Origin of the sequence: Streptoalloteichus tenebrarius, from assembly GCF_024171885.1 — a bacterium.
Lineage (GTDB): Bacteria > Actinomycetota > Actinomycetes > Mycobacteriales > Pseudonocardiaceae > Streptoalloteichus > Streptoalloteichus tenebrarius.
Map to the genome: position 1 here is coordinate 26,430 of NZ_JAMTCP010000039.1, position 25,778 is coordinate 52,207.

The window sequence follows — 25,778 nt, forward strand, 5'->3', positions numbered from 1 at the left end:
CTCTTCCTTGTCCGTCGGACGACGACGGGGATAAAGTCGTCGCACTCAACCGGTCGTGGTCCAGGGGGTAGACCGTGACAGAGGGATTCGCGAGCGCCCCGGCGTCGATCAACCATAACGCGAACATCCTTGTGGAAATCGCCGGCTACCTGGAGGCGGGGCGGCCCGACGTCGAACTGGCCACCCTGGCGAAGGCGCCCAGGAGCCACCCGGACGTCGGAGGACTGGTGGAGAGGTTCACCGCGTTCGCGTTCGACCAGTTCCAGGACGCGGTGGCCCTGCTCGGCGCCCTGGCCACGAAGCTGGGGGAGACGGGTCGCGAGCACGCCTCGGTCGACGAGGGCGTCCAGCGCGCCATGGACGGCTTCCTGATCGAGACGACCCTCGTGCCACCGGACCAACGATGAACGCGTTCCCGACGCGTCGGGTGGGGGAAAGGTCATGGCGTACTGGTCGGACGTGCGGTACCTCGCCGAGTCGGAACCCGGAATGGTGGACGTCAACGCCGAGGAGTTCAGGCGGGTGAACCGACTCATTCAGGCGGTGCTCCCCGAGCTCGGGCAGGTGCGGTCGGCCACCGAATGGGTGGGTGAGGGGCGTGAGGTCTACGACCGGAAACTCGGCGAGTCCCTCACACTTCTGGAGCATCTGGCGAGCGCCTTCCAGAAGGCGGGGGACGCGCTGGACGACTATGGGCGTGAGTTGAGGCGCGCGAAGGAGTGCCTCGACGAGGGAGAGCGGAAGCAGGACAGCCTGAGGCACCTGCTGAAGCCCTTCCTGTCGGGGCACACGAGCGCCTTCGACGAGGCGGAGCCGCTGCGGCAGTGGGAGGACATCACGCACACCACCGGCCTCCGGGACGCCCTGTCCGACCCCATGGTGATCAACAACTCGGTGCGCGCCGAGGGCGACCGCCTGGCCACCGAGATCAAGAGCGCGTTCGACGAGTCGCGACGGATCGAGGAGTCGGCGAGGGAGCGCTGCGTGCCGGTCCTGCGTCAGGCGCACGAGATGATCCCGGACTTCCGGGCCGACTCGGGCAGGGCCGAGGCCATCATCAGGGGCACACCCGGTCTTCGGCAGGAGATGGACGAGGCGCGGCGCGACCCGAACGTGCGACTGCCCGGGACGGGAGAGGCGCCGGAGGCCACCAGGCCCACCGCCACCGGGCCGGTGTCCAGCACCCTCCAGGAGATGCGGGACGCCGCCGCGCGGCTGCCCGGCGGCAACCTCACCTGGGACGCGACCGACGTGGCCCGCTGGCAGGTGGGCGTGGGGGAGACCGAGAACGAGTTCCGACAGCGGTGGATCAGGGACAACCGGGAGGTCATCAGGGCGGCGGCGGAGAGGTACGGCCTTCCGGCCGACGTCGTCGCCGGGATCGCCTTCCGTGAGGTCGGTGGCAAACCGATGTGGTTGGACGACGTGACGGACGAGATCCGCCAGAACCTGCCGGACCAGGTGCGGCCATGGTCCCTGGCGGGGGAGCCGGACCAGACCTCGTACGGGCCGATGGCCATCCAGGTCCGGCGCGCCGCCGAGACCCTCGGCTACGACCCGGCCCACCTGTCCGAGGAGCAGCGCCGGGAGGTGATCGCGTCCCTCGTCGACCCGAAGCAGAGCGTCTTCGTCGCCGCCAAGCACCTCGCCGAACTCAAGCAGGCCAGCGACTTCGCCCTCGTCGAACCCGACCAGATGACGCAGGAGCAGCGGCGCGAGCTGGCCGCCCGCTACAACGGCGGCCCCTACTGGCAGGGCGGTGACGCCCAGCGTTACGCGAACGACTTCCAACGGGACCTGCCCCAGGCACGGGACGCGCTGCGATGAGGGTTCCGAACAGCACGATGAGGGTTCCGGACGGCACAGCGGGAGGAATCGTGACCCTGGTCCAGGGCGAGCGGACGGACGGGACACCCGGGAAGGGGGGAGTCGGCATCCTCCTGCTGAAGGGCGTGTGTTGCCTGCTGCTCGCTCTCGCGGCGGTGCTGTTCGTCTGGTCGTTCTTCCCGAAGGAGGGCAAGTCGTCCCATGAGCTCGCCGGCAGCCTCTTCTTCGTGACCGGCGCCGGTCTGCTCGGGCTCCTCGTGTTGTTCGTCCAGGTCATCCCGCTGATCCTCCACCGACTGGACGTGCGGTGGATCGCGGCTCCGGTGGCCTTCCTCGCGTTGTGCGTCGTCCGGGTGATCACCCTCTTCGCCCTGCACTGATCTCGGCCACACGCTGACGCCGCTTGGGCTGTGACGGGGCCGGGCCGGAGGTCACGCGTCGACGGGGGCGGCGGTGCGCCGGGGGCGGCGGCACACGTAGGTGAAGGCGGGCGGCAGGTTCCCCCAGACCACCCGGGTGATGAGGACCTCGTCGAAGGCGGTGCGCAGGGCGCGGCGGAACGATCGCGCGGGCGCGAGCGGGAGCGCGTGCAGGTAGGCGAAGGTCGTGAAGACCCCGTCGGGGGCGAGCGAGGACATCACCTTCGTGAGGATCGCCTCCTGTTGGCGCGCCCCGAAGACCGCCCACGGAAGACCGCTGACGACGGCGTCGACCGAGGTGATCCCCCGCTCCGCCAGGACGTCGTCCAGCATGGCGGCGTCCGCCTGCTCGACGTGGACCGACGGGAAACGGTTCCGCAGGTAGTCCACCATCGTCGGGTCCACGTCGAGCGCCACGTACGACGCTCCGGCCGGCAGGCGGTCGAGGATGGCCTGGGTCACCGCGCCCGTTCCCGCGCCCAGCTCCACGACGGTCGGAGCGCCGGTCGAGGGCACCACGGTCGCAAGCTGGCGGGCCAGGGAGGGGGAGCTGGGCGCGACGCTGCCCATGGTCTTCGGGTTCCGGGACACCGCGTTGAGGTAGGTGAGGGTTTCACGCCGGACGTTCACCTCGTCGACGGTGCCGGCGGACGCCGGTGCGCCGCTTCCTGCCTCAGGGCGCACCCGGCGGCCAGAAGGGCGCACCGGGCGGCCAGAAGGAGGAGGTCGGGGTCCGTCTGGCGGATGACGTCCGGACGGCACCCCGCCACCTACAGTCGGGACGTGAGCGTGGCTCCCCGAACCCTGCGCGTCGTTGAGCACCCGCTCATCCGGCTCCTGCCCTTCGTCGTGGTCCTGGGGTACCTGAGGCTCCCGGGCGTCAGCGTGCTGGCCCCCGCCGTGTCGGACTGGGTCGTCTCGTTCCTCTCCGCCTCGCTCCTCCTGTTCGGTCGACGCTTCCCCGGGTACGTCCTCCTCGCCCAGTCCACCCTGCTGGTCGCCGCCGCCTGGTGGTCGTCGGTCGCGTCGGACCTGGTCCACGTGCTCCTCGTGGTCTCGTTCGCCGAGATGGCGTTCCGCCGCACCGGCCGGCTCGTCGCGCTCGGCGCCGCGGGGGCCGCCGCCGCGATCGCCGTCAAGTTCCTGATCGTGGGGGTCAGCGGCGACGTCATGACGCTGGTCTTCCGGCTCGGGATGAACGTGGGCGTCCCGGTGCTCGTGGGCGGCTACATGCGCCTGTTGCGTCAGGCGGCGGAGGACGCCGACCGGAGGGCGAGCGAGGTCGAGCTGCGGCGGGAGTCCGAGACCAGGGCCGCGCGGGCCGCCGAGCGCACCGCCATCGCGCGGGAGCTGCACGACCTGGTCGCCCACCACGTCGCCTCGATCGCGTTGCGCGCCGCGACGGCGCGTCACGTGGCCGGCGACGATCCGGAGGTCGGGCGGGCACTGGAGGACATCCGCGCCACCGCGAAGGACACCTTGTCCGAGCTGCGAGGCCTGCTGGCGGTGCTGCGCGACCCCCAGGTGGTCGACGCCGACGCCACCGTCGCCCTGATGGACGCCGACGACCTCGGCGCCGCGCTCGACGCCGTGGTCGAGCGGACCAGGCAGGCGGGGTTGTCCGTCGACGCGCGGATCGACCCGAAGATCCACTCGCTGAACCTGGTCAGGAGGGGAGCGCTGTTCCGGGTCGTGCAGGAGGCCCTGACCAACGCGAGCAGGCACGCTGGGCCGGGCGCGCGGGTGCATCTCGACGTCGCCCTCGACGGCGCCCTCGACGGCGAGGTCGCCCGCGTGGACGTCGCGAACACGCTGCCCGCCCCCGCCGGCCCGCTCGACGACCCGCCCCAGGGGCATGGGCTCGTCGGGATGCGGGAACGGATGCAGCTCCTCGGCGGGACGCTCACCGCCGGACTGGACCCGGTGGGGTGGCGGGTGCGCGCGACGTTCCCCGTCGCGGGGGAGGGGACCCGGCGGCCATGGTGACCACGCTGCTCGTCGTCGACGACCAACCCCTGGTCCGCGCGGGCCTGCGCATGCTCTTCGGGCCGCAGCCGGAGGTCGAGGTCGTCGGCGAGGCGGCCAACGGCCGCGAGGCCGTCGAGCTGGCGGAACGGCTCAGGCCCGACGTCGTGCTGATGGACCTGCGGATGCCCGTGCTGGACGGCATCGGCGCGACCAAGGAGATCCTCGCGCGGCGCCCGGCCACGCGGATCATCGTGCTCACCACGTTCGACGACGACGAGCACCTGTACCCGGCCCTGACGGCCGGCGCCTGCGGGTTCCTCGCCAAGGACGCGCCGCCGGAGGAGCTGCTGGCCGCCGTGGAGCAGGCGGCGCGGGGTCGGCTGCCGTTCAGCCGGGACGTCCTCGGCCGGATCGTCCGCCAGGCCGTGGACAGCAGGAGCGCCGAGGCCAGGTCCACGCGGCCCGTCCCGCACCTGTCGCCCCGCGAGCGCCAGGTGCTGGCGCTGCTGGCGGCCGGCCTGTCCAACAGCGAGATCGCCCAGCGGCTCCACCTCGGCGTGACGACGGTGAAGACGCACATCGCGGGACTGATGGCGAAGACGGGCTGCGCCAACAGGGTCCAGTTGGCGGTGCTGGCGGTCCAACTGGGGCTGTCGGTGGAGGACGGTCGCGGGGACCTTCACTGAATTCGATGTCGGTGGGTCGTGCTTGGCTGCCTGGTATGGATCATGGAATGGACGTCGGCGCGCGCTCGGCGTCGACCAGCGCGGTGGTGGAGGAGTTCCTGCGGAGGACGCGGGAGGGCGATCCGGACCGGATCGCGGAGCTGTACGCGGAGACGGTCGACTGGCGGGTGAGCTGGCCCGAACCCCGGCATCCGGCGGTGCCGTGGATCCGCCCGAGGAGCACGCGCGCGGACGTGGCGGACCACTACCGCGTCTTCGGTGAGACCTGCGTGCCCGACGAGGGCTCCGTGACGCTCGAACAGATCACCGTGGACGGCCCGCACGCGTTCCTGGTCGGGGCGAGTTCGCAGGTGGTCAGGCCCACCGGCAGGCGCTTCACCATGTCCTTCGTCCTGCGCCTGACCATCGAGGAGGGCCTGATCACGGCGCATCACATGTACGAGGACAGCCTCGCGGTCCTCCGGGCCTTCGAGGGCTGACGGCTCCGCGCCGCTCGGCCCGCGCCCGTGACCGACAGCTCCTGCCGGTCACGGGCGGTGGGGGTGACGGAGTGTCACGCCTACTCCCGTCAGAGGGACCACTGGTGGGCAGGGCGCGACCGCGTCACCCGCTCGGCGGTTACCTTCGCCTGACAGCGCGAGGCCGCTCGCACAGCTGGCACCGACCACGCGGTGCCGGGGCGGGCGGAACAAACAGGCAGAATGGTGGTTTGAACGGGGGGCGAACGACGCCCCGCCGGGGCGACGACCAGTGACGAGGAGGCGTGGTGGCGCGCAGCGAGCTGCGGGGCGTGGTGGCGGTGGACGGCCCGTCCGGCACCGGGAAGTCCACTGTCGCGCGGCGACTCGCGGCCGGCTTCGGCGCCGAGTACCTCGACACGGGCGCGATGTACCGCGCGGTGACGCTGGCCGTGCTGCGCTCGGCGGTCGACCTCGCGGACGTCGACGCGATCGTGGAGGTCGCGGAGCGGGCGGAGCTGGTCTCGGGCACCGACCCGGAGCGGCCGACCGTCCACCTCGGCGTCGAGGACGTCGCCGAGGAGATCCGCGGGCCCGAGGTCACCGCGGCCGTCTCGGCCGTCTCGGCCGTCCCCGGGGTGCGCGAGCTGCTCGTCCGACACCAGCGGCGGATCATCGACGCGGCGGTGGCCAGGACCGGCGGCATCGTGGTCGAGGGCAGGGACATCGGCACGACCGTCGCCCCCGACGCCGGGCTCAAGGTGTTCCTCACCGCCTCCGCCGAGGCCAGGGCGCTGCGCAGGGCCGCGCAGGACAGCGCGGCCGGCAGGGACGCCTCGGTGGACGTCACGCTGGCCGACGTCCAGCGCCGCGACCGGCTGGACTCCAGCCGCGCCGTGTCGCCGCTGCGCCGGGCCGAGGACGCCGTCGAGGTCGACACCACCGAGCTGGACGTCGCCGGGGTGCTGCGGGAGCTGACCGCCCTCGTGGAGCGGCGCGGCCTGCGGCCGGTGCCGGAACGGAGTCGGCGATGAGCACGGCCGGCGAGGCGAGGCGGTCCCCGACGGCCGTCCCCGGGCGCGCCGTCGCGACCGGAGCCGAGCTGCCACCGGGGGCGTGGCCGTGGCTGCACGACGTGGCCCGGTGGATCGGCACGTGGTGGTACCGGCCCTTCTTCCGGCTGCGCGTCCACGGCGCGGAGCGGGTCCCGCACGGGGTTCCCGTGGTGATGGTGGCCAACCACAGCGCGTTCGTCGACGGGCCGCTGTTGTACGGCATGGTCCGCCGGCGTTCCGTCTTCCTGATCAAACGTGAGATCTTCCGGGGGCCGCTGGGCTGGGCGCTGCGCCGGCTCGGCCAGCTCCCGGTCCGGCGGGGGGAACCGGACCGCACGCCGCTGCTCGCCGCCGTGCGCGTGCTGCGCGCCGGCGGCCTCGTCGGGGTGTTCCCCGAGGGCACCAGGGGCGACGGTTCGGTGAGCGACGCCGAGAACGGCGCCGCCTGGCTGGCCCGCTCCTCCGGCGCGGTGGTGCTGCCGGTGGCCTGCCGGGGCACCCTGCGGCCGCGCGGCGGCCGCCGGAGGTTCCGGCCCAGGGTGGACGTGCTGGTCGGGGAGCCGTTCGCCCTGCCGGCGGAGAAGGGCCGCGCCGGGCTGCGCGCCGCCACCGAGCGGCTCCGCGCCGAGCTGGCGGCCCTCGTGACCGAACTCGACCGACGGCGGGACGAGGAGGTCCCCAGCGTGACCGACCGACCGACAACCGACACAGCGCGCGCGTCGGGCACGCCCGGGGAACGGGCGTCCCGCGACATGACGAGGGGAGAACGAGCGTGACCGGCCTGGACGGCACGTGGGCCGACGAGGCCGAGTGGACGGCGTTGGACGAGGCCGCGGAGGCCGCGGACCTGCCGGGCGGCGGCGAGCCGCCCCAGCCGACGCTGGCCGTCGTCGGCCGCCCCAACGTGGGCAAGTCGACGTTGGTGAACCGGATCCTGGGCCGCCGTGAGGCGGTCGTGCAGGACGTTCCCGGTGTCACCAGGGACCGCGTCGCCTACGACGCGCTCTGGAACGGGCGCCGGTTCACCGTGCTCGACACCGGCGGCTGGGAGCCGGACGCGCAGGGCCTCCAGGCGGCGGTGGCCGCCCAGGCCGAGCTGGCCATGTCCACCGCCGACGCGATCCTGCTCGTCGTCGACGCCACCGTCGGCGCGACCACGACCGACGAGGCCGTGGCCAAGGTGCTGCGCCGCTCGAAGCGCCCGGTGCTGCTCTGCGCCAACAAGGTCGACGACGAGCGCCTGATGGCCGACGTGGCCTCCCTGTGGTCCCTGGGGCTCGGCGAGCCCATGCCGGTCAGCGCCCTCCACGGGCGCGGCTCCGGCGACCTGCTCGACGCGGTGCTGAACGCGCTGCCCGAGACGCCGAAGGAGGTGTTCGGCGGCACCGGCGGCCCGCGCCGCGTGGCGTTGGTGGGCAAGCCGAACGTGGGCAAGTCCAGCCTCCTCAACCGGCTGACCGGCGAGGAGCGCTCGGTCGTCGACTCGGTGGCCGGCACCACCGTCGACCCGGTCGACTCGCTGGTGGAGCTGGACGGCGAGACCTGGCGGTTCGTCGACACCGCCGGCCTGCGCAAGCGGGTGCACACCGCCAGCGGCGCCGAGTACTACGCGTCGCTGCGTACCAAGGCCGCGATCGAGGCCGCGGAGGTCGCCATCGTCCTGGTGGACGCCAGCGAGCCGCTCAGCGAGCAGGACCTGCGCGTGGTCAGCATGGTCGTCGACGCGGGCAGGGCGCTGGTGCTCGCCTACAACAAGTGGGACCTCGTGGACGAGGACCGGCGCTACCAGCTCGCCAAGGAGATCGACCGCGAGCTGGTGCGGGTGCGCTGGGCGGAGCGGATCAACGTCTCGGCGCGCACCGGGCGCGCGGTGGCGAAGCTCGCCCCGGCGCTGCGCACGGCGCTGACCTCGTGGGACCAGCGGGTGCCCACCGGTCAGCTCAACGCCTGGCTCAACGACCTGGTCGCCGCGACCCCGCCGCCGGTGCGCGGCGGCAAGCAGCCGAAGATCCTCTTCGCGACCCAGGCGCAGACCCGGCCGCCGACGTTCGTGCTGTTCACGACGGGCTTCCTTGAGGCGGGCTACCGGCGGTTCCTGGAGCGCAAGCTCCGCGAGACCTTCGGTTTCACCGGCAGCCCGGTGCGGATCTCCGTCCGCGTGCGGGAGCGCAAGCCCCGCAAGTGACGCCCTCCGCACCCGCCGCCCACCGCCTCATCACCCAGACGGTCTAGTCCACTGCGGTGCGTCATTTCACGAGCCGTGGAAACCACGGACGGATTACGCCTAGCCTTGCTGACCCAGTGGACGGACACAGGGAGGTGGGGCGGCGGTGCTGACCGGCCCCGAGGGTTCCGCCGTGGGCGGCAGAGTGCGGCTGGTGCTGGCCGACGACGAGGCCTTGCTCCGGCGTGGGTTGCGGGTGTTGCTGGAGGCGAGCGGGCGGATCGAGGTCGTGGCCGAGGCCGGTGACGGCGAGGAGCTGCTCACCGCCGTCGGCCGGCACGATCCCGACGTCGTGCTCGTCGACGTCCAGATGCCCGGGATGGACGGGCTGTCCGCGCTGCGGGTGCTGTGCGCCCAGCCGGACGCCCCCGCGGCGGCGGTGCTCACCACGTTCGACCTCGACGAGTACGTGGCCACCGCGCTGGAGTTCGGCGTGCAGGGGTTCCTGTTGAAGGACGCCGAGCCCGACGTCCTCGTCCGCTCGGTGCTGGACCTGGCCGCGGGCGGGGCCGTGCTCGACCCCCGCATCACCGCCCGGCTGCTGCCCCGGCTGCGGGTCGCCAGCGGGCAGCGGCGCGACATCGAGCGCGTCCGCTCGCTCAGCGCCCGTGAGCGGCAGGTCCTCGAACTGCTCGCCGACGGCCGCTCCAACGCCTCCATCGGCGAGAGCCTCGGGCTCACCGAGGCCACCGTGAAGAGCTACGTGTCCACCGTGCTGAGCAAGCTCGGCGCGCAGAACCGCGTCCAGGCGGCGTTGATCGCCCAGCGTGCCGTGGGCGTGGACGGATGAGCGCCGTGTCGCCCCGTCTGTTGACCATCGCCAAGCGCGGGGGCGTCGAGGTGTTGCTCATCGGCGCCTCGGTGTCGTTGGTGCTGATGGCGCGGCCCTCCCTGTTCCCCTGGGCGCACGACGCGGCCCTCGTGGCCTCCCTGCTGCTGCCGCTGCGGCTCCTCTCCCCGGTGCTCATGCTGGCCGTGTGCGTGCCGGCGCTGTTCGGCGGCCTCGGCATGATCCCCACCGTGCTGACCCTGTTCCGGGTCGGCCGGTGCACCCGCTCGATCGTCCTGTTGGCGACCTGGGTCGTGCTCGCCGCCGGCGTCGCGCTGCTCGGCGTCGTGTGGTCGCAGCCGTGGTTGATGTGGAACGACCTCGTGCTCAGCGGGGTCTTCGGCATCCTCTACACGGGCTCGCCCGCCCTGCTCGGCAAGCTCGTGGCGACCAGGGAGGAGCTCGCGCGGAGCCTGCGGGAGCAGCAGCGGGCGCGGGCCGCCGAGCTGGCCGCGCGGGAGGAGAGCGCCAAGGCCGAGGAGCGCGCCGCCATCGCCAGGGAGATCCACGACGCCGTCGGCCACCACGCCACCCTCATCGCCGTGGAGGCCGCCGCGCTCGCCGCCACCACCCAGGACGGTGAGGCCAGGGAGTCCGCGCTCCGGCTCCGCGCGCTCGCCAAGGAGTCGCTGGCCGAGATGCGCGCGGCGCTCGGGCTCCTCAACGGCATGCCCGAGCCCGCGCCCGGGCTGCCGCAGCTCCCCGAGATCGTCGCCAAGGCTCGTGCCGCCGGGCTGACCGTGCGCCTGGACGACCGCTCCGCCCTCGGGGCCGAGCTGACGCCCAGCGCCGGCCGTGCCGTCTACCGGGTGGTGCAGGAGGCCATGACCAACGCCGCCAAGCACGCCCCCGGCGCGCCCGTCGTGGTCCGTCTCGACCGCCGTGGCGGCCGGCTTCGGGTGACCGTGGAGAACGGGGTGCCCACCGGTGCTCCGCTCCCGCAGGACGGCGCCCACGGCGCCGGCCTGCCCGGCCTCGTGGAGCGGATGCGTATGGCCGGTGGCGAGCTCACCGCCGCCCCCACCGCCGCCGGCGGCTTCGCCGTCGTCGCCGAGATCCCGCTCCGCGGCGTCGACCCGACCCCGACGAAAGTCGACGAGGACGACTCGACGATCGGCGGTAGTCCCGCCGAACCCGCTCCCGCATAGTTGATCTCGCCGGACCGGGGGGAGGTCGCGGCCAGGGGGGAGAAGCGGGGACGCCGGGGAGCGTCCCCGCTCGCGTGTCCGGACCCAGCCCCTGACCTCCCGATTTTGGGCGGTCGGGACGGATGCGCTAGAGTGATCGAGCACCCCGCGATGGGGGGTGTGGCCGGGACGTGGCGCAGCTTGGTAGCGCACTTGACTGGGGGTCAAGGGGTCGCAGGTTCAAATCCTGTCGTCCCGACGGCCAGCGAAGCCCCGGTGACCATGGCGAAAGCCCAGGTCACCGGGGCTTTTCGCATCCTCCTGTCGATCCCCGTTGATCATCCCCATGCGCCCCCGTCTCGCGCTGCGGCGGGTTTTGGGAGGATTTTGGGAGGATCGGTGTCCCTGGGTGGTTATGGGGTCGCGTTCCCGGGGCCGTGTCCCATCACCGGACCGGGTGTTGTTCGCGTGAACATTCGGCTGGCCAAGCGCTGTCGGTTTGGTCGCTTCTCGGGTGAGCCAGTCCTGGGCATCCGCATCCCCGCCGGCCGGCAGCCAGGGCAAGGGCGGTGTCGGTGGATGGACCTGGCGGGCGGCGCGGGCCCGGTGTCGTGTACGGCGTCGAACGCGATCACGCGCACGATGTGAGTCCATGTGTCGCAGGCAGCGCGGGAATGGGCGTTCGTTGCGTCGCGATCAGCGAGGTTGAGCGGGTGCCAGCTCGTGGTGTTCCTGTGGTGTGCCGCGCCGGGGCGGTTCCGGCACGGCGACATCGCTGCGGCTGATGACATGGCGTTGCTGGCCGTCCGCCTGCTGCGTGTCGGTGGCATCCTTGCCGTACTCACCCACTGCGACTGGTCCAGCGGAGAGTTGGTCGACCCGACCAGTGCTGTGGTGACCGCCGGGCAGAACGCCCACCTGCTCTACCTCCAGCACGTCGTCGTCATGCACACATGGGTGCGCGACGGCCAGATGCTTCTCCCTCTCGACCTACCGGCCGCATCGCCACATGTCTGGGTCTCGCAGCGCGACTTCGAGCAGGGCATTCGCCGTCCACATCAACCGGTCCATTCCGACGTGCTCGTGTTCGCCCGCCCCCCGTGACCACCACGCCGGCCCCGCGTTCCACGACACGATGAGCACCGGGAGCGAGGTGGAGCGATGACGAACGCCTGCTTCTCCCACATCCCCACCGAACTCCACACCACGTCCGCGCCGAGCCCGCAGTCCGTACTCGACGCCCTTCATGATGCCGCCCCAGGCGCACCCGCGTTGTCGGTGTGGGCCACCGCCCAGTCCTCACCGGCGGCGCAGCGGGCCGGACGGTATGTGCCGGAGTCGACCGCCCACCCCGCGAACATGCTTCCCGCGGTGGCCGCGCACGCCATCCTCCACTACACCCAGCCCGGCGACCTGGTACTCGACCCGATGTGCGGGATGGGCACCACCCTCGTCGAAGCCATCCACACGGGCCGCCGTGCGCTCGGCGTGGAGTACGAACGGCACTGGGTGGGCATCACCCGCGCCAACCTCGCTCACGTCGGTCACCACCGACTGCTGGCCGGATTCACCCGCATCCTCGCCGCAACCCGCATCTTCCTCCGGCCGGGCGACCTCCGAGACATCGACTGGGATACCGCAGAACGTGTGGACGTGCTCACCGCCGGTTTCCCGTGTCAGGACATCTCAGCCGCCGGCAAACGCGCCGGAATTGAGCTGGCCCAACGCAGTGGACTGTGGCACGACATCGTGGAGGCCGTTCGCGTTCTACGACCTGCGCTCCTCACCGTGGAGAACGTCGCCGTCCTCCGATGGCGCAACGGGGCCTGCACGCTGTTCTCAGGGACCTGGCCACCACGGGGTATGACACGTGCTGGCGTTGCGTTCGCTGCCGACGTCGGCGCCCCGCACTACCGCGAACGCCGCTTCCTCCGCTCCTGGCCGCGCGTCGACAACCGCCACGATGCAGCCCGCTTTCACTCACTGCTCACGCAAGCGACCGCAGCCGGCTCTCACCGCGCTGAGGACTCGGCGGACAAAACGACGCTAAGCGCGCCGAATTGCGTCAGGGGTGGTGGTCGGAAGGAGGTTCGGCCGTTGGCCGGAGTAGCGCGAAGATCACTGGGGCCGTCCTCCACGGAGATCGTGGAGGACGGCCCCAGTGATCTCGGAGCGCCGGGCGGTGTTCGCTACCAGTGTCAGCAGGGGCCAAGGGACCCACCGGGCGACGACGGCGCTCATGGCCTGGATCTGCTCACCTGCGGCGCGGATGTGGTGTCGGGCCGCATCCAGGGCGCCTACCAGGTGCTGGTCCTCGTCCTCAGCTCCCGCCGTACCGCCACGTTCAGGGCCGACCGGAACCGCCCCAGGGTGAGCTGGACCGACCGAACTCGAGCCCGCTGCCGACCTTGCCGTCACGCTTGCGGCTGGCGGTGAGCATCCAGCGCACCAGGTCGTCCACGTCCTCCTCGGTGACCTCCTGGAGCCGCTTGCTGCCGAGTCGCTCCCGCACGGGGAGCAGCGCGTCGGCGTAGATGGCGGCGGTGGCTTTCTCGACGTCGACCGTGGTCGATGCCAACCAGGTGTCCAGTCACTCGGACACCGTGATCTTGTCCGGACGACGAACGTCCCCTCGCCGGTCTGGAGCTTAATCGTGGCGTACTCGGCGCGGGCTTCCTTCTTGGTGTCGACGGTCTTGGTCAGATGCCTGCGCCGGTCGCCGGGTCGCGCCCGATGTCGATGCGAACTGGAACACGCCTCCGTGCCGTGGGTGGGCATGTACCGCACCGATTTCGATCGCTTTTCCCACTCGGGCGAAAAGCTGTTGGCGACGGCAGCGGAGAACCATACCCGGTGGTGTGACCCGAGATGGAGTTGAGTAGCCTGCTCCCAGGCTCCCGACCTGCAAGGAGTCCGGTGGCCGTGCGGTGTTGTGCAGGCGGTCCGCCGATCGCGCGGCGACAACAGGCCACGGCACGGCCGTAGCTCCGCCGCCATGCGGATCAAAATCTGCGGAGTTCCAGCTTGACGGCGGAGCGCCCAGCAACGGACGGAGCGTTAAGATGACGCTGTCGTTGTGTCACCCAAAGCTATCAACCGTGAACAACTCCCGGCTACGACCTTATCGTGCGTCGCGATGACTATGGTCTTCCCTGCCTCGTTGAGGCTACGGAGAAGACTGAGGACGATGTCGCGGTTCTCGGCGTCCAGGGAGCCTGTTGGCTCGTCCGCCAGGACGATATCGCAGGGTTTGAGCAGTAGTCGCGCCACGGCAACCCGCTGCTGCTCGCCTCCGGATAATGAGAACACTTTCCGCTCCTCCGCTCCCGGCAGTCCGACCTGCTCGAGCGCCTCCGCGATGCGTCGCTGTTTCGAGGTTGCCCGACCCGAGTAGGTGAGGGCGATCTCCAGATTGTGTGCGACCGACTCGCTGTCAATGAGGGCGAAGTTCTGGAACAGATAACCCAGGTGATGACGAAGGATGCGGTTGGCGGCGCGAGAGCGAGGCTTGGGCGCTCTGTCGCCGAGTATCCGGACCTCACCGCCGTCGGGAGCGTCCAGCAGCCCGATTATGTTGAGAAGGGTGGACTTTCCCGATCCACTCGCGCCTGTGAGGGCAACCATTTCACCAGCCTCGATCTGAAGGCTGAAGTCATCGAGGATTTTGCGGCCGCCGTACTGCTTCCGGACTCCCAGGAGTTCGCAGTGGTTCGGCATGGTCACAGCTCCTTCAGTCGCTTGACCGCGTTCCGGCGTTCGACGATGCCTGCGGTCACGATTACGAACAGCGCCTCGATCAGCAACGAAACGACGAGGACGGCCAGCACCCTCGGCACCTGGGCGAACATGGTCGCCCCAACGCCGGGCGGCGACGACGAGCGCATTCCCAGTAGCATGCCTACCGCGACGGCGAGGACCGCCTGACCCAGCCAGGTTCCGCCCAGAATGGTGAGTAGCTCCCGATAGGCACGCGTGAAACCGATGCCATGGAGCCTCCGCACGATGATCCTTCTCTGTAGACGATCGGAACCGATGACGACCATCGTCACGTTCAGCACAAGCATGACGAGGAGTGATCCGACCGCGAAGGCCGCGACCCACGAGAGGCCGCTCCGTATGTCGCTGACCTCGGTGAGCATGGCTTCTTGAGGGGTCACCAGATGCTGTAGGTTGTCGTCGAGGTTGAGTTTCTTCAGGAGCGGGGTAATTTCGCGTAGCGTTGCCGCCGGGTCGCCCTCGACGTGAACCTTCAGGGATGGGTTCATTCCACCGGTAATCGCGTTGAGCCGATCCACCGTCATGCTGTTCGCGGGGGTCATGATCTCGATGACGGGGTCCACGATCATGTTGCCGGTGTCGGGACTGACCTTGGAATTGAAGGAGAAAACCTTCTGCTCCGAGGCCGTCCAGATGATGCGAACCTCCTGACGGGTGAACTGCTGGGGAACAGGTTCGCGAAGCATTCTCTCCTGGGCCTGCACCGCGCCCTCGAAACCGGCTCCCCCAGTTCGAGTGGCCCGGAGGAATTTTCTGAGTTCGGCTTCCCGGGACTTGAACTTCTCTGGTATCGCGACCACCCACGCCTGTTCGTGATCCGCGACGTTTATGGGACTTCCGGAGCTGTCCAGGATTGGGTACTTCTTGAGATAGTTCGTGTTTACTCGGATCGGCGGCCTCGGCATCGGAGGCGGAGGGTCCTGGGGTATCCCTGGCTCATAACTTCCTGCGTCGACGTAAAGCGCGCCGGCCTTTTCGAGAACGGGGTACAGGTCGCGTGCCTCCACGATCTTCGAGGCATGACCCCTGGTTTCGATCTCGTCTCGGTCGTTTCCAATTAATCGCGGATAAAAGACCGCGTAGTTCTCGAGATCTCCCCAACGGGCACTCAACTCCTGCCGCCGCTCCAGGTCGTCGAGCTGCTGCCACACGACGACGACCAAAACGGCCAACAGCACCCCGAAGACGGTTTTGGCCGCGGCCGGCACGATCAATGCCGAACCTACGGACGACGAGCTTCGTCGTCGGCCTGTGGCCGGAAAATAATTGCTCACCGCAGACGTCCTTTGATGAGTTCTGCCACCTGTACTCGGTGTATGATGGTCAACCCGACGATCATCGTGGCCGCGAATCCGGCCGCCGTCACTTCGCCCAACGCGAGGACGAGCGTGTTCAAGAACAATGTGCCACCGCCGGGGACAATGAGCGAGACGGCCGCACAGGCAGCCAGTCCTAGGAGGACTGCCGCGAGTTGGAGTCGTCCCACCACCCTGTACCAGATCCGCGCCGAGGAGTGTCCCAGCAGCCGCAGCACACCGATCCGCTTCCCCTCGCGCAGCAGGATGAAAGCGATGATCAGCGTGGCCACGCCCGTGAGGATGTACGCTATGGATTTCAGATGTGTGTTGCCTCGGGCGGTGTTCTGAGGATGTTCCGCCTTGAAGTCCTTGATAGTCAGGTTGTGGACTCCTGACTCGACCAAACGCTGATGGACGAGTGTGAGGAAGTGACCGGCGGTGGCATTGTCGTCGGATTCGACGAAATATCGACCTGCGACCGGCAGGGAATCGAAGGCTTGACGTAATGGTGCGAACGTGAGGTCGTAGTTGCTGCCGAAGACCACAGGCACGCCGGCGTTGGAGGGTTCGCCAGTGCGTGCTGAAGAAACCGTCACGGTACCGGCGTGCGAGTCGGCACGGCTCAGCCAGCGCCCGTCAGCGAGAGCGAACTCATGGAACAGGCCGCTTCCGTCCCGACTCATGAGCAAGTAGTGTGTGATGTGTTTTCGTCCGGACCTGGAGGTGTTGACCGACGTGCGCAGCACGTTGGCCTTGGTGGCTTCGGCTGCCTCGGTGAGGATGCGTAACGCCGCCTCGGGGTCGGCGGCGCCGAAGTGGTCAGGCCAGACAAATTCGGTGCCCACCCGGCTGGCAGCGGTTTGGCTTTGTGACTCCTGCTCGAAGACCGCATCTTCGAGAATGATCAGTGGTATCGAGAGGAGAGTCGCCACAAAGAGTGCGGAGAGTGTTGGTCTCATAAACTCTCGCTACTCTTGCCAAGTATACCGCCGAGAGGGGAACCTTCTGTGAGGGTGCAAGGCATTGGCCATACTGCGAGAACCGCCTGTCGGATGGTGGACCTCCTCGAGGTGCAGGAGGATTTGGTTGCTTGCTCCTCCTTTCAGGCGATGGTACCACGTGGCTGATTGAGGAGTGCCTTCCGGAGCGGGACTGGTTACCGTTGATTGGTAAACCAACCTGCCCGGTACTGGGCGAGCTTCGTGTGTTGAAAGGCGCGGGCGTTTTTAACTTCAGCCAGAGGTTGGGCGTTGGGGTTGTAGTACGTGTAGCACGTGTGTGCCCAACCGGCCGTCACACCGGCCTGAGACCAATAGCCGGCCGCCCCATACCTGGTGTCGGTGCCGCCTGCCATAGCGGCGGTCGAGCCGTGGTAATTGTTGTTATGCTTGTAGTTCGAGTAGCATTTCTTGAATAAGCCGTCCCTCTCGGTGCCGTGGCACCATTCGCCGCCGTCGCGACCCTCGCGGCCGGGGAGTGCCAATCACCCTCCAGCGCGCCGCCGAAGCCCGGAGTCGCCTGCGCGGCGGAGATGCTTCCCCCAAACATCAGGACCATCATCGAGGCGACTGCCAAGGCCCTGCCAGCACGGGACTTGCGTGACGCGAAGCCAGTAGGCAACTCTACTTCCCCCTATGTTGAGCTGAGAATGGTGGTCTCAAATGATCGTCGCGCAACGGACCTCACCAGCGGTTCGCCTCGCCTTCTTGCTGTTCGCGTGGCGTAGAAGCTGGTGTCTCCAAGTTGTCCGTGTCGCCCGCAGTCGATCAACCGCCCGACAGGAGTAATGAGCTGGTCCGAGTCGCCCGCCACCTTTAGCTGTGGCTATGCCAGACCTGCTGGTCAGCAACACAGAGCACATGCCACCGGGGATGACGTGCGACCGCGATTCGTCTCTGGCGTGCTCGGTTCTCGCCTCGAAAGTGTCCGCACGTCAGGTAGTTCTTTTGGGCCTAGTCCGTTCGTCGCCCTGAAAACCCACCAAACGGTCCGTATCCGGAGAAAGCTGCGAACACGTGATTGGCAACCTGACTGGCGGCTGGGGCTCGACGCTGTCGCGGCAGGCGCCATGCCGCCGCTGGTCGGCCGCAGCCCAGCAGTGCGGCGATCTGGCCCACGCCCAGCCCGTCCTGCGCGGAGAGCAGCAGGAGTTCCTGGTCGCCGGCGGTGAGGTGGTCGAACGCGGCGGCGACGTCGAGCTGTTCGGGTTCAAGGCCGGTAGTGGGGTGGTCGCGGTGGGCGGCAGTCGTTGGGCGAGCTGGCTGTAGCGGTTGCTGGCGGCGGCGCTCGTTCGCCGCGACCCGCCGCGCCACCTCGTACAACCAGGGCAGCACCTCGCGGTCGTGGGGAAGGTGGTCTCGGCGACACCAGGCGACGGTGAAGACCTCGGCGACGGCGTCCTCCACCACGTGGGGCTGGAGACGTCGGCCCAGATAGCGGGCTATGGGGTCGTAGTGCTGCCGGTAGAGAGCATCGAAACGGTCCTGTGGGGGCGACAAAGCTTCTCCTCCCTGTCACACCGCTCATGTCCGGCAGCCCCCGGGCGTCACAGGGCCATTCGGGTGAGCTACACCCAGCCCTGGCGCGTGGTTGGCCGTGGTGAACCCGACCGATCGGGCCTGGGCGGAGATCGAACCACTGTGACCGGTGTCGGGGCGTGGCCGCGGGTGGTGGGCTCACATCAGGTGATCAACGCGTTCCTGGGGAAGCCGCGCCCCCGGCGCTTGGTGGCGGGACCTGCCCGACCGGCACGGACCGTGGAGGACCCCGCACGAGCGGCCGCGGTGGGGTGGACCGCGGACGGTGGCGGGCAGCGCGTCCTCGCTCGGGTGATCGTCAAGGACGACGCGATCGGCGGGCCGGGGTGGATCGTCATCGTCGACTCCAGCATCGTCCGGGCCCACCACCACACCGCCGGCGCCCGGAAAAGGGGGCGTCGCCGGGATCGAAGCCCGCGCTGTCAGTGGGGAAGGGCTTGGCCGGTCCCCGCGGCGGGCTGAGCACCGTGATCCACCTCGCGGTCGACGGACGTGGTCGGCCGATGTGCATCCTGATCACACCCGGTCAGGCCGGGGACAACCCGCAACTGCTGCCACTGCTCCACGGCATCCGTGTTGCCCGCCCCGGACCGAGACACCCCCGCGTCCGGCCCGAGGCGGTGATCCCGGACAAGGCGTACTCGCGCCCGTCAACCCGCAACAGCGCTGCGCACGCGGCGCGCACGTTCCTCTGCCCGGAACGCGGCGACCAAATCGCCCGCCGCGCGAGCCTGGGTGGCGTGTGGCGGGCGGCCACCGGCCTTCGACGACCAACGTGACATGCAGCGCAACGTCGTTGAACGCTGTTTCAACCAGCTCAAGTAGTTCCGCGATCTGGTACCCGTGACGCACAGCGAGCCGCCTGCTGTCAGGCCGAAGGTCGACAACAGGTCGCAGAACTCAGTTGCGCGGCTCGACGGTTCGTGGCGTTGGTGGTACTTCGTCGACCGTCGGGGCACATCGGGAGTTCGCCGCGTGGGAGCAGGTGTTGGGAGCTGGCTGGGAGGAGGCGGTCTGTGCCAACCACACAGAACCGCATCGCGGCGGGCCGCATCCTTCGGCAACGCGATGCTCCACCACCCCGCTGACGTGCTCACCGCGGCGGGCAGCATCGCCATGACCACTATCAAGTGGCGCTGACGAAATCCCTTGGTCAGCGACAAGGCGCCGGTGATGCTGGATGTTCCCGCGTTGATTGTGATCATTTCCCGCTGGCGGCTCATTCAGCGGCGGAGAGCTTCGACGGGTTCGATGGTGGTGGCTCGCCAGGCGGGGTAGAGACCGGCGAGCAGCCCGGTGATCGTGCCGATCACCGGGGCGGGGTAGACCAGAAGACCGTCCTCTTCCGAGAAATTGATTCAATCCATCGGATTCGATGGAATCGCAGGCGAAACCGGGGGGCGGGGTTGCGGCGAACAGCTTTCCGTCGCATACCGGGGACCTCGCCGGGCTCCTCGTCCTGCGGTGTCAATTTCTGTCATTCGCGGGCTAGCCTGGCGATGCCGCGCGTCGGGCGGCCCTGCCTGTTCAAGTGTTCGGCGGGGCCGACCACGACAGGGCTGGTATCATAGATTCCCCTGTCTGTTGTTCTGTCTGGAACGCTGATTCCCGTGAAACGGCGGTGTTCGGGTGGTGTGAGGCGTGGTCGCGACTATGGGTCGCGAAGGGGCGCCAATGCCCAGGCGCACCGTCAGGCGATGGACGTGGGCACTCGCTCGGAGTTCGGAAGCCTGCGCAGGCCGCAAATCGCGAGAGGCAGCCCGAGAGCCATCAGGGTCAGCGGCGGAATGATGAGTTGGGCGACGGTTGCTCCTGACTCGTGTGTCACTAGGTCACCCAACCGAGCCGAACCGGACAGCCAGTAGTAGATGGTCGGAGCCTGGGCGGCAGCGAGCAGTGCCGTCAGGCCGCTCAACGCCAGTGGCCACGCCGGCTCCAGGTCGCTGTTGCGCCACAACACGCCGAGGCAGACCAGACAGCTCAGTGCCGCGATGACCGCCACCACCAAGTCGGAGATCGGCACCGTCGGCCCCACGAACGACACCACAAGCGCCGCGAGAACGGACAGACTCACGATGAGGAGCATCCAGTTCCGGCCGGCCCGTGGCGGAGCGTCCCGGTGGAATCCGGCAAGGACGCACAACACCGGAACCCACAGCGGCAGTTGGTCCAACATCCACGCGAACGGAGAGAAGTTTCTCACCGACAGATGCCAGAAAAGATCTAGCACTGACGGGACAAGCGTGCCGATCGCGAACACGCGAGCCCAGACGTACTTGCCCCGCAGCAGCAGGACCAACGCCGCGACGCTCAACAACGGCAACACCTGCCCGACGAACACCTGCCACTCCGAGGGCCTGGCCGGCAGGTCAAACGCGCTGGCGATCGACCCCGTCTGCTGTGTGCGCAACCGGTAGAACGCGTCCGACTCGGTGAGCCGAAGGACGGCGCCGACGGCATGAGCAAGGAGGCCGAGCACGGCCAGTAACCGCACCGCCTGTCCCCACGCGAAGACTCGCGGCGGGGCGGCCACCCCGCCCACGCGCATCCGCACGGCCAACGCAGCCACGCTCACACACTCGGCGCGCTCCGGCCACCCGTCGTGCTCCGCCGTGCCGGCTAACAACACGTCCACCATTTCCTGTTCGCGCTGCTCGCGGTACCACCGCGGCAGCAGCCGCAGGACCCGGCGGTAGCGCTGTTCGAGCGGTCTCACGCGACACCCCCCGTGGCTGGCCTCAAACCCCGTTGCCTCAGGCGTTCGGTGGCCACACGGGCGTTCTCAGCCAGTCGCTGCGCCTCATGGGCAAGGACACGCTCTCCGTCGTTGGTCAGTCGGTAATACCGCCGAAGTCGGCCCTCGTGTGCTTCTTCTCGGTCCAGTTCCACCAAGCCGTCGGCAGCCAGCCGGTCCAGCACGCCGTAGAGCGTGCCCACTCGCAAGGCCACCCGCCCCTTGGACAGCTCGGCCACGGCCTGCACGACGCCGTAACCGTGCGTCGGCTCTCCGGCCAATGCGGCCAGCACCAGGAAGGCCTGTTCGGACATCTCGCGTCTCGCCATGACCCACTTATATCGCTCTGCGATATATCATGCAAGGGAGAGCTTGATGTGGGGCCTCTGGCCGCCGATGCGGCTGTCAGCTCCGCGGACTCCTTGCGCCACCGGGTGCCCTCCTGGCTTCCCGCCCCGGTGCCTCAGGGCCGTGCCCCGAGGCACCCTGTCGTTCCATCTGCTCAGCGAGGTCCAGCCACGCCCTGGCGCATCCACGGGCGAGGTCGGCTACGGCACGGGCGCAGTGCGCGGGGATGGCGTCACGCCGTCCGCCCCAGTCCTCAAGGCCGATCACATGCGCCGAGCCAGCGCAGCACAGTGCGACCCGTCTCGGTGAACCTCAGCGAAGGATCGCCCGTCAGGCTTCTCAGGATGGCCGTCGGTTCTCTCACCGCGCGGTCTCGGTCGTCTCTCTTGTCGCGCTGAGTGGGACGGCGAGATGCGCTCTGATGGCTGCTCCCCGTAGCACCAGGCTTGCCGATCACCCGCCGTTTGGACGGAATCGGATCCTCACCCCGGCGCATCCGCTCCCGCAGGTCGAGAGCATCCCAGTGCCCCGCCTCGCATTGCGAGAGGGCTAGGCGTGCAGGACGAGCGCTGGCCCATGTCGCGGAACGCGCCCCACGTGTGAAGGCCGAGCGCCTGTGGCGGCCCGCCGGGGCGGGCCGCGGCCGTTCGGGGCGGGAAGTCAGTCGGTGGGGTTCAGGTCGGCTGGGAGGAGTTGTTCGGTGAGCAGGCGGCGGACCCTGGTGGTGCGGTCGGGGGTGGCGAGCCAGGAGTCGAGGAGCCGCCAGCCGTGGAAGTAGCTGAGGACGTACAGGGCCATGCCCGTGGCTCGCAGTGTTCCCAGTGCCGCGCCAGACTCGGCCTCGGAGAGCAGGGCCCAACGGGAGAGGTAGGCGGCCAGTTCCGTGTCGGGGCGGCCCTCGGCCGCCAGCAGCGCGGTGTTGGCCCACACGCCGAACAGGATGTTCTGCGCGCGGTGGACAGCCGCGAAGTCGCTGCCGTCGGGCTCGATGCCGTGGGCGGCGAGGACGTTGTCGGTCAGCCAGGCCTGGGCCTCGTCCCCGGGGAAGACGATCTCCTGCGCGTGCAGGCCGAGCCCTTCGCTGAGCACGAAGCTGGGCGCCAGCATGAACCGCACCTGCTGCTCCAGCCGGCCCTGTCCCTCGACGAGCAGGCGCTCCTTGAGCAGGGACTCGGCGATGTGCCCCGGGTGCCCCTCGTGCGTGACGACGTACAGCAGGTCGGCCAGGTTGAACGGCAGGTCGCGGTTGATGTGGATGGTCGAACGGACCCCGCCCTCGTGGTCCCCTGCGGCCCGGAAGCGCACGCCGGACACGAGCCGGCACCGCACCTCCTCGTCGTCCGGCAGGGCCACGATCTCGTTGGTGCGCCGACGCGTCTCGGCGACGGCCTTCTGGACCAGGGCGGGCAGCTCGTCCACGCGGTCCGGCGGCAGGGTGTGCGCGGCCTGCCACCGGTGCAGGCGCTCGGTCAGGGAGCCGGGGGTCCGGGGCAGCGCGGCGTCCAGTGCGCTGTGCGCCTCCTCGAACAGCTCCTCCGGTAGCGGGCGTACCGGGATGCCCAGGCACTGGGCGGCGTACTGCGGCAGCGGCAGCTTCTCCCCGTCCAGCCGTCGGGCGACGGTCCGCATCGCGAGGACGTGTGCGGCCAGGTACCTGGCACGCTCGGGCGGGAACGGGATGTCCTGCAACAGGGCCTCGGCGTCTTCGGCCAGCCGTCCGGGCGGGAGCGGCTCCTCGCGCTCGGCCTGGGTGCGCCACCGCTGAGGCCCCCGGTAGATGAGCACCGTTCCTGTGGCGCTTCCCTCCAGTTGGCGGTCCAGTCGCAGCGCCAGCAGCGCATAGTCGCGCAGCCACTCCTCCGTTGTGTGGGGCATCGCTCTCTCCCTGGTCCGTGGTCTGGTCGCCAAGTGAAGCTAGCTGTACGGTTTTCCGTACGTTGTACGGAAGGAGCGGGGGCATGCCGCACCCACGTCCGGGGGAGATCTGGTTCGCCGAGGAACCCGAGCGCAGGCCCCGCCTGTCCCGGGAACGGATCACCGACGCGGCGGTCGCCTTGCTGGACGCCGACGGTGTGGCGGCACTGTCCATGCGGCGCCTGGCCGCCCGCCTGGGGGCGGGCACCATGTCGCTGTACGAGTACGTCAGGAGCAAGGAGGACGTCCTCGACCTGGCGGCGGACGCCGTCATCGCCGAGATCGACGTGGCCGGGATCGCGGACCTGGGCTGGCGCGAGGCCCTCTGTGCGCAGATGACCCGCAGCAGGGAGGTGATGCGCCGTCATCCCTGGCTGCCCGCGCTGATGGCGACCCGCCCGCTGCTCGGCCCCAACGCCCTCGCGCGGTCCGAGCTGGTGTACTCGCTGCTGGAGCGGGCCGGACTGGAGAAGGCCCGGCTCAACGCCGCCGTTGCGGCGCTGACCTACTACGTCCAGGGGTACACGGCCGCGGAGAACACCTGGCGCAGCAGCCAACGCGACACCGCGGCGGAGGTCGAACTGCGCCGCCAGGCACAGCAGTACCTCGACAGCCGCGGCGCACTGCACCCCACGCTGGCCCGGCACGCCGATCTCGGCAACAGCGACTACGACGCGTCGTTCCGCATCGGCCTCGAAACCATCCTCGACGGGATCGAGGCACACAGCGGGTGACGGCCCGGAAAGCCGCTCTGTTTCCTAAGCGTCGTTCTGCTCCGGGGTAGGGGACCGGCCTCACACGAGCTGGGCGCGGCGCGTCCGCAGGGCGTCCAGCGACTTCTCCGCGATCGAGGCGAGGAAGACCGGGCACCGCAGCTCCTCCAGCGGAGCGTCCCGGCCCTCCCGGCGCCTGAGCGCGTAGCGGGCGCGCCCGCCGGGTGAGGCGAGGACGATGCCGAGTTCGGCGAGGGCGGGCGCGCCTCGGGGCGGCTCCGTGTGGTGCCCGTGGTCGCATGTCGCCGCCGCGAGGCGGGGCAGCGTCGCCTCCAGGGCGCGGATGAGCGCGTCGAGCACGGAGGCGTCGTCGAACGCGCCGGAGGTGACGTGTGCGGTGACGGCCCGGACCGTCAGCAGGTGTCCGGGCAGGTCCTCGGGCGCGGCGTCGGCGAGGTCCAGGGCTGGTGAGGTGAGGGCCGAGTCGAGGTCGGTCCCGGGCCGCGGATAGCCGTGGAGCACGGCGGTGAGGGTCTCGATGGCGTCCTCGGCGCCGGCCGGGAGGCGGGGCGGAACGTCCTGGACTGAGCCGGGCTCGAGGATGTCCAGGGCGATGCGGGCGAAGCCGGCGACGTTGCGCGGGCAGAGCCACTCCTCCCGTGTGTGGTTCTCCTCCCACTCGGCGGCCGGGTCCGCCAGGCCGAGGATCTGGTCGGGGAGGAAGAGGTCGGCTTCTTTCTCGTGCTCCAGGTAGGGGTGTTCGTCGTGGGCGCAGGGCTGGTCGCGCAGCGCGCGGTCGGTGGCCCGCAGCGCCTCGACGGCCTCCGGCTTGCCGGTGCCGTCGAGGGACCAGGCGAGGTAGGGGGCCATGAGCACCAGGCCGAGCGTCCAGACGTACGCCGTCTCTCCGTTCGGGTCGGCGGCGAGTGCGGCGGCGCAGTCGAGGGCCCGCCGGTCGTACTCGTCGTCGGAGAGGGTGTCGTAGTCCTCGCGGATCTCGCCCCAGGCGTGGGTGAGTTCCGCAAGATCGTCGATTCGCATGGGTCGACGCTAGAGAGCGGCCTCCTGGCCGGATGAGGGGCCGTCCCCGAGCCGTCCGCGCGGGACGGCGAAGGCCCGGGTGAAGGTCTCGACGGCGGCGGCGACGGTGTCCCGAAGCTCCTGGTCGGACACCGGGCGGGTGCCGAGGGCGGAGCGGCCCTCAACCGGCCCGGTGAGCAGCGCGACGAACTGCTCGGCGGCCCGCACCGGGTCCTCGAGACGCAGCCGGCCCGCCAGGGCGAGTCGGGCGAGGCGGTCCGCGAGGGCTTCGGAGAACTGGTCGGGGCCGCTGCCCCTGACCGTGTCGAAGACGTCGGGGAACCGGGAGATCTCGGCGTGCAGCAGGCGCCGCAGGGCCCACGCCTCCTCGCTGGTGTAGCAGAGCAGGAGCCGGTACCCCACCTCGCGCAGCGCGTGCGCCAGGTCGTCCACGTCGCTGCCGAGGCCGTGGACGACGGCGAGGCTTCGGGCGGTGGCCCGCTCGGCCGTGGTGGACACGGCCTGACGGAAGAGCCCTTCCTTGCCGCCGAAGTGGTTGTAGACCGTCGGCTTGGCGACCCCTGCCGCGTCGGCGATCGCGTCCACGGACGCCTTGGCGTACCCGTCCCTCGCGAACACGGCGAACGCGGCCTCGAGGATCGCGTTCCGCTTGTCGATGCGGCCGCGCGGCGTGTGGCGGCTGTCCGTCGTCGAGGGGTGCGGTCCGGCCATGCGGGCATCCTACTCGTCCTTTTGAACTGGTGAGTTCATTCTTCAGAACTCGGTAGTTGTGCTTGACTGGTTCGAACATTAGATTGAACTGACTGGTTCATTATTACTCAGT

General features: G+C 69.7%; 27 protein-coding genes, 1 tRNA gene and 2 pseudogenes. 17 read left to right on the forward strand and 13 right to left on the reverse strand.

Annotation, left to right across the window (positions count from 1 at the left end):
• Nucleotides 1-74: 74 nt before the first annotated feature.
• The 3 genes from LX15_RS25160 to LX15_RS25170 are packed head-to-tail and all read left to right on the forward strand — an operon-like array spanning nucleotide 75 to nucleotide 2,207.
• Nucleotides 75-407, forward strand: coding sequence for a hypothetical protein (locus LX15_RS25160; RefSeq protein WP_253672133.1), 333 nt, complete (start codon nucleotides 75-77; stop codon nucleotides 405-407).
• Between the two features lie 34 nt (nucleotides 408-441).
• Nucleotides 442-1,827: a hypothetical protein gene (locus tag LX15_RS25165; protein ID WP_253672134.1), complete on the forward strand. Its 1,386-nt coding sequence runs from the start codon at nucleotides 442-444 to the stop codon at nucleotides 1,825-1,827.
• Nucleotides 1,828-1,877: 50 nt separating this feature from the next.
• Nucleotides 1,878-2,207: a hypothetical protein gene (locus LX15_RS25170; protein ID WP_253672135.1), complete on the forward strand. Its 330-nt coding sequence runs from the start codon at nucleotides 1,878-1,880 to the stop codon at nucleotides 2,205-2,207.
• 51 nt (nucleotides 2,208-2,258) lie between these two features.
• Here LX15_RS25170 and LX15_RS25175 read toward each other — a convergent pair whose 3' ends face one another.
• Complete coding sequence (locus tag LX15_RS25175) at nucleotides 2,259-2,876, reverse strand: class I SAM-dependent methyltransferase (RefSeq protein WP_253672136.1); 618 nt, start codon at nucleotides 2,874-2,876, stop codon at nucleotides 2,259-2,261.
• Nucleotides 2,877-3,029: 153 nt separating this feature from the next.
• On the opposite strand from LX15_RS25175, the gene LX15_RS33250 reads away from it, so the two are divergent.
• From LX15_RS33250 to LX15_RS25230, 11 genes are all read left to right on the forward strand, one after another.
• Complete coding sequence (locus tag LX15_RS33250) at nucleotides 3,030-4,232, forward strand: sensor histidine kinase (RefSeq protein WP_253672137.1); 1,203 nt, start codon at nucleotides 3,030-3,032, stop codon at nucleotides 4,230-4,232.
• Nucleotides 4,226-4,900, forward strand: a complete 675-nt coding sequence (locus LX15_RS25185) for a response regulator (RefSeq protein ID WP_253672138.1) — start codon at nucleotides 4,226-4,228, stop codon at nucleotides 4,898-4,900. The genes LX15_RS33250 and LX15_RS25185 overlap by 7 nt, the downstream gene beginning before the upstream one ends.
• A 47-nt stretch (nucleotides 4,901-4,947) precedes the next feature.
• A complete protein-coding gene (locus LX15_RS25190; protein ID WP_253672139.1) occupies nucleotides 4,948-5,379 on the forward strand; it encodes a nuclear transport factor 2 family protein in 432 nt (143 codons plus the stop codon).
• 287 nt (nucleotides 5,380-5,666) lie between these two features.
• A complete protein-coding gene (cmk, locus tag LX15_RS25195) occupies nucleotides 5,667-6,392 on the forward strand; it encodes a (d)CMP kinase (RefSeq protein ID WP_253672140.1) in 726 nt (241 codons plus the stop codon).
• Nucleotides 6,389-7,189, forward strand: a complete 801-nt coding sequence (locus LX15_RS25200) for a lysophospholipid acyltransferase family protein (RefSeq protein ID WP_253672141.1) — start codon at nucleotides 6,389-6,391, stop codon at nucleotides 7,187-7,189. The genes cmk and LX15_RS25200 overlap by 4 nt, the downstream gene beginning before the upstream one ends.
• Nucleotides 7,186-8,598 (forward strand): ribosome biogenesis GTPase Der, encoded by a 1,413-nt coding sequence (gene der, locus LX15_RS25205; protein WP_253672142.1) that lies wholly within the window; start codon nucleotides 7,186-7,188, stop codon nucleotides 8,596-8,598. The genes LX15_RS25200 and der overlap by 4 nt, the downstream gene beginning before the upstream one ends.
• Before the next feature lie 145 nt (nucleotides 8,599-8,743).
• On the forward strand, nucleotides 8,744-9,427 hold the full coding sequence (locus LX15_RS25210) for a response regulator (RefSeq protein WP_253672143.1): 684 nt from the start codon (nucleotides 8,744-8,746) through the stop codon (nucleotides 9,425-9,427).
• Nucleotides 9,424-10,614, forward strand: a complete 1,191-nt coding sequence (locus LX15_RS25215) for a sensor histidine kinase (RefSeq protein WP_253672144.1) — start codon at nucleotides 9,424-9,426, stop codon at nucleotides 10,612-10,614. Before LX15_RS25210 ends, LX15_RS25215 begins: the two co-directional genes overlap by 4 nt.
• A gap of 164 nt (nucleotides 10,615-10,778) precedes the next feature.
• Nucleotides 10,779-10,852: transfer RNA gene (locus tag LX15_RS25220), tRNA-Pro, on the forward strand.
• 464 nt (nucleotides 10,853-11,316) lie between these two features.
• Nucleotides 11,317-11,697 (forward strand): hypothetical protein, encoded by a 381-nt coding sequence (locus LX15_RS25225; RefSeq protein WP_253672145.1) that lies wholly within the window; start codon nucleotides 11,317-11,319, stop codon nucleotides 11,695-11,697.
• A 57-nt stretch (nucleotides 11,698-11,754) separates the two neighbouring features.
• Entirely contained in the window at nucleotides 11,755-13,029 is a 1,275-nt protein-coding gene (locus tag LX15_RS25230; RefSeq protein ID WP_253672146.1) for a DNA cytosine methyltransferase, read from the forward strand.
• Here LX15_RS25230 and LX15_RS25235 read toward each other — a convergent pair.
• The 5 genes from LX15_RS25235 to LX15_RS33670 form a co-directional block, all read right to left on the reverse strand.
• Nucleotides 12,938-13,171, reverse strand: coding sequence for a hypothetical protein (locus LX15_RS25235; RefSeq protein ID WP_253672147.1), 234 nt, complete (start codon nucleotides 13,169-13,171; stop codon nucleotides 12,938-12,940). The genes LX15_RS25230 and LX15_RS25235 overlap by 92 nt on opposite strands.
• A gap of 479 nt (nucleotides 13,172-13,650) precedes the next feature.
• Entirely contained in the window at nucleotides 13,651-14,310 is a 660-nt protein-coding gene (locus LX15_RS25240) for an ABC transporter ATP-binding protein (RefSeq protein WP_253672165.1), read from the reverse strand.
• A 2-nt stretch (nucleotides 14,311-14,312) separates the two neighbouring features.
• The gene (locus LX15_RS25245; RefSeq protein ID WP_253672148.1) at nucleotides 14,313-15,584 is read right to left on the reverse strand and encodes a bacteriocin-associated integral membrane family protein; all 1,272 of its coding nucleotides are present in this window, start codon (nucleotides 15,582-15,584) and stop codon (nucleotides 14,313-14,315) included.
• A 56-nt stretch (nucleotides 15,585-15,640) separates the two neighbouring features.
• Entirely contained in the window at nucleotides 15,641-16,600 is a 960-nt protein-coding gene (locus tag LX15_RS25250) for a hypothetical protein (RefSeq protein WP_253672149.1), read from the reverse strand.
• A 224-nt stretch (nucleotides 16,601-16,824) separates the two neighbouring features.
• Nucleotides 16,825-17,151: a lactococcin 972 family bacteriocin gene (locus LX15_RS33670; RefSeq protein WP_372502793.1), complete on the reverse strand. Its 327-nt coding sequence runs from the start codon at nucleotides 17,149-17,151 to the stop codon at nucleotides 16,825-16,827.
• Nucleotides 17,152-17,683: 532 nt separating this feature from the next.
• Between LX15_RS33670 and LX15_RS25255 the strand changes: the two genes are divergently transcribed.
• Nucleotides 17,684-17,935, forward strand: coding sequence for a hypothetical protein (locus LX15_RS25255; protein WP_253672150.1), 252 nt, complete (start codon nucleotides 17,684-17,686; stop codon nucleotides 17,933-17,935).
• Nucleotides 17,936-17,950: 15 nt separating this feature from the next.
• Here LX15_RS25255 and LX15_RS33675 read toward each other — a convergent pair.
• Nucleotides 17,951-18,166: pseudogene (locus LX15_RS33675) on the reverse strand (RNA polymerase sigma factor); the annotation flags it as partial.
• A gap of 506 nt (nucleotides 18,167-18,672) precedes the next feature.
• On the opposite strand from LX15_RS33675, the gene LX15_RS33680 reads away from it, so the two are divergent.
• Nucleotides 18,673-18,984 carry a transposase gene (locus LX15_RS33680; protein WP_372502794.1) on the forward strand — a complete coding sequence of 104 codons (312 nt, stop codon included), beginning with the start codon at nucleotides 18,673-18,675 and terminating at the stop codon, nucleotides 18,982-18,984.
• A 911-nt stretch (nucleotides 18,985-19,895) separates the two neighbouring features.
• Here LX15_RS33680 and LX15_RS25260 read toward each other — a convergent pair.
• The 4 genes and pseudogenes from LX15_RS25260 to LX15_RS25270 all read right to left on the reverse strand — a co-directional run bounded on the left by LX15_RS25260 (nucleotide 19,896) and on the right by LX15_RS25270 (nucleotide 23,162).
• Nucleotides 19,896-20,921 (reverse strand): hypothetical protein, encoded by a 1,026-nt coding sequence (locus tag LX15_RS25260; RefSeq protein WP_253672151.1) that lies wholly within the window; start codon nucleotides 20,919-20,921, stop codon nucleotides 19,896-19,898.
• Complete coding sequence (locus tag LX15_RS25265; RefSeq protein WP_253672152.1) at nucleotides 20,918-21,253, reverse strand: PadR family transcriptional regulator; 336 nt, start codon at nucleotides 21,251-21,253, stop codon at nucleotides 20,918-20,920. Before LX15_RS25265 ends, LX15_RS25260 begins: the two co-directional genes overlap by 4 nt.
• Nucleotides 21,254-21,344: 91 nt before the next feature.
• A pseudogene (locus LX15_RS33935) lies at nucleotides 21,345-21,783 on the reverse strand (hypothetical protein).
• A gap of 164 nt (nucleotides 21,784-21,947) precedes the next feature.
• Nucleotides 21,948-23,162: a hypothetical protein gene (locus tag LX15_RS25270; RefSeq protein ID WP_253672153.1), complete on the reverse strand. Its 1,215-nt coding sequence runs from the start codon at nucleotides 23,160-23,162 to the stop codon at nucleotides 21,948-21,950.
• Between the two features lie 83 nt (nucleotides 23,163-23,245).
• Here LX15_RS25270 and LX15_RS25275 point away from each other — a divergent pair, with 83 nt between their 5' ends.
• Nucleotides 23,246-23,935, forward strand: a complete 690-nt coding sequence (locus LX15_RS25275) for a TetR/AcrR family transcriptional regulator (protein ID WP_253672154.1) — start codon at nucleotides 23,246-23,248, stop codon at nucleotides 23,933-23,935.
• Between the two features lie 60 nt (nucleotides 23,936-23,995).
• On the opposite strand, the gene LX15_RS25280 is transcribed toward LX15_RS25275, so the two are convergent.
• Together LX15_RS25280 and LX15_RS25285 are read right to left on the reverse strand one after the other, a co-directional pair.
• Nucleotides 23,996-24,955: a hypothetical protein gene (locus LX15_RS25280; RefSeq protein ID WP_253672155.1), complete on the reverse strand. Its 960-nt coding sequence runs from the start codon at nucleotides 24,953-24,955 to the stop codon at nucleotides 23,996-23,998.
• Between the two features lie 9 nt (nucleotides 24,956-24,964).
• Nucleotides 24,965-25,666: a TetR/AcrR family transcriptional regulator gene (locus tag LX15_RS25285; RefSeq protein WP_253672156.1), complete on the reverse strand. Its 702-nt coding sequence runs from the start codon at nucleotides 25,664-25,666 to the stop codon at nucleotides 24,965-24,967.
• Nucleotides 25,667-25,778 lie beyond the last annotated feature (112 nt).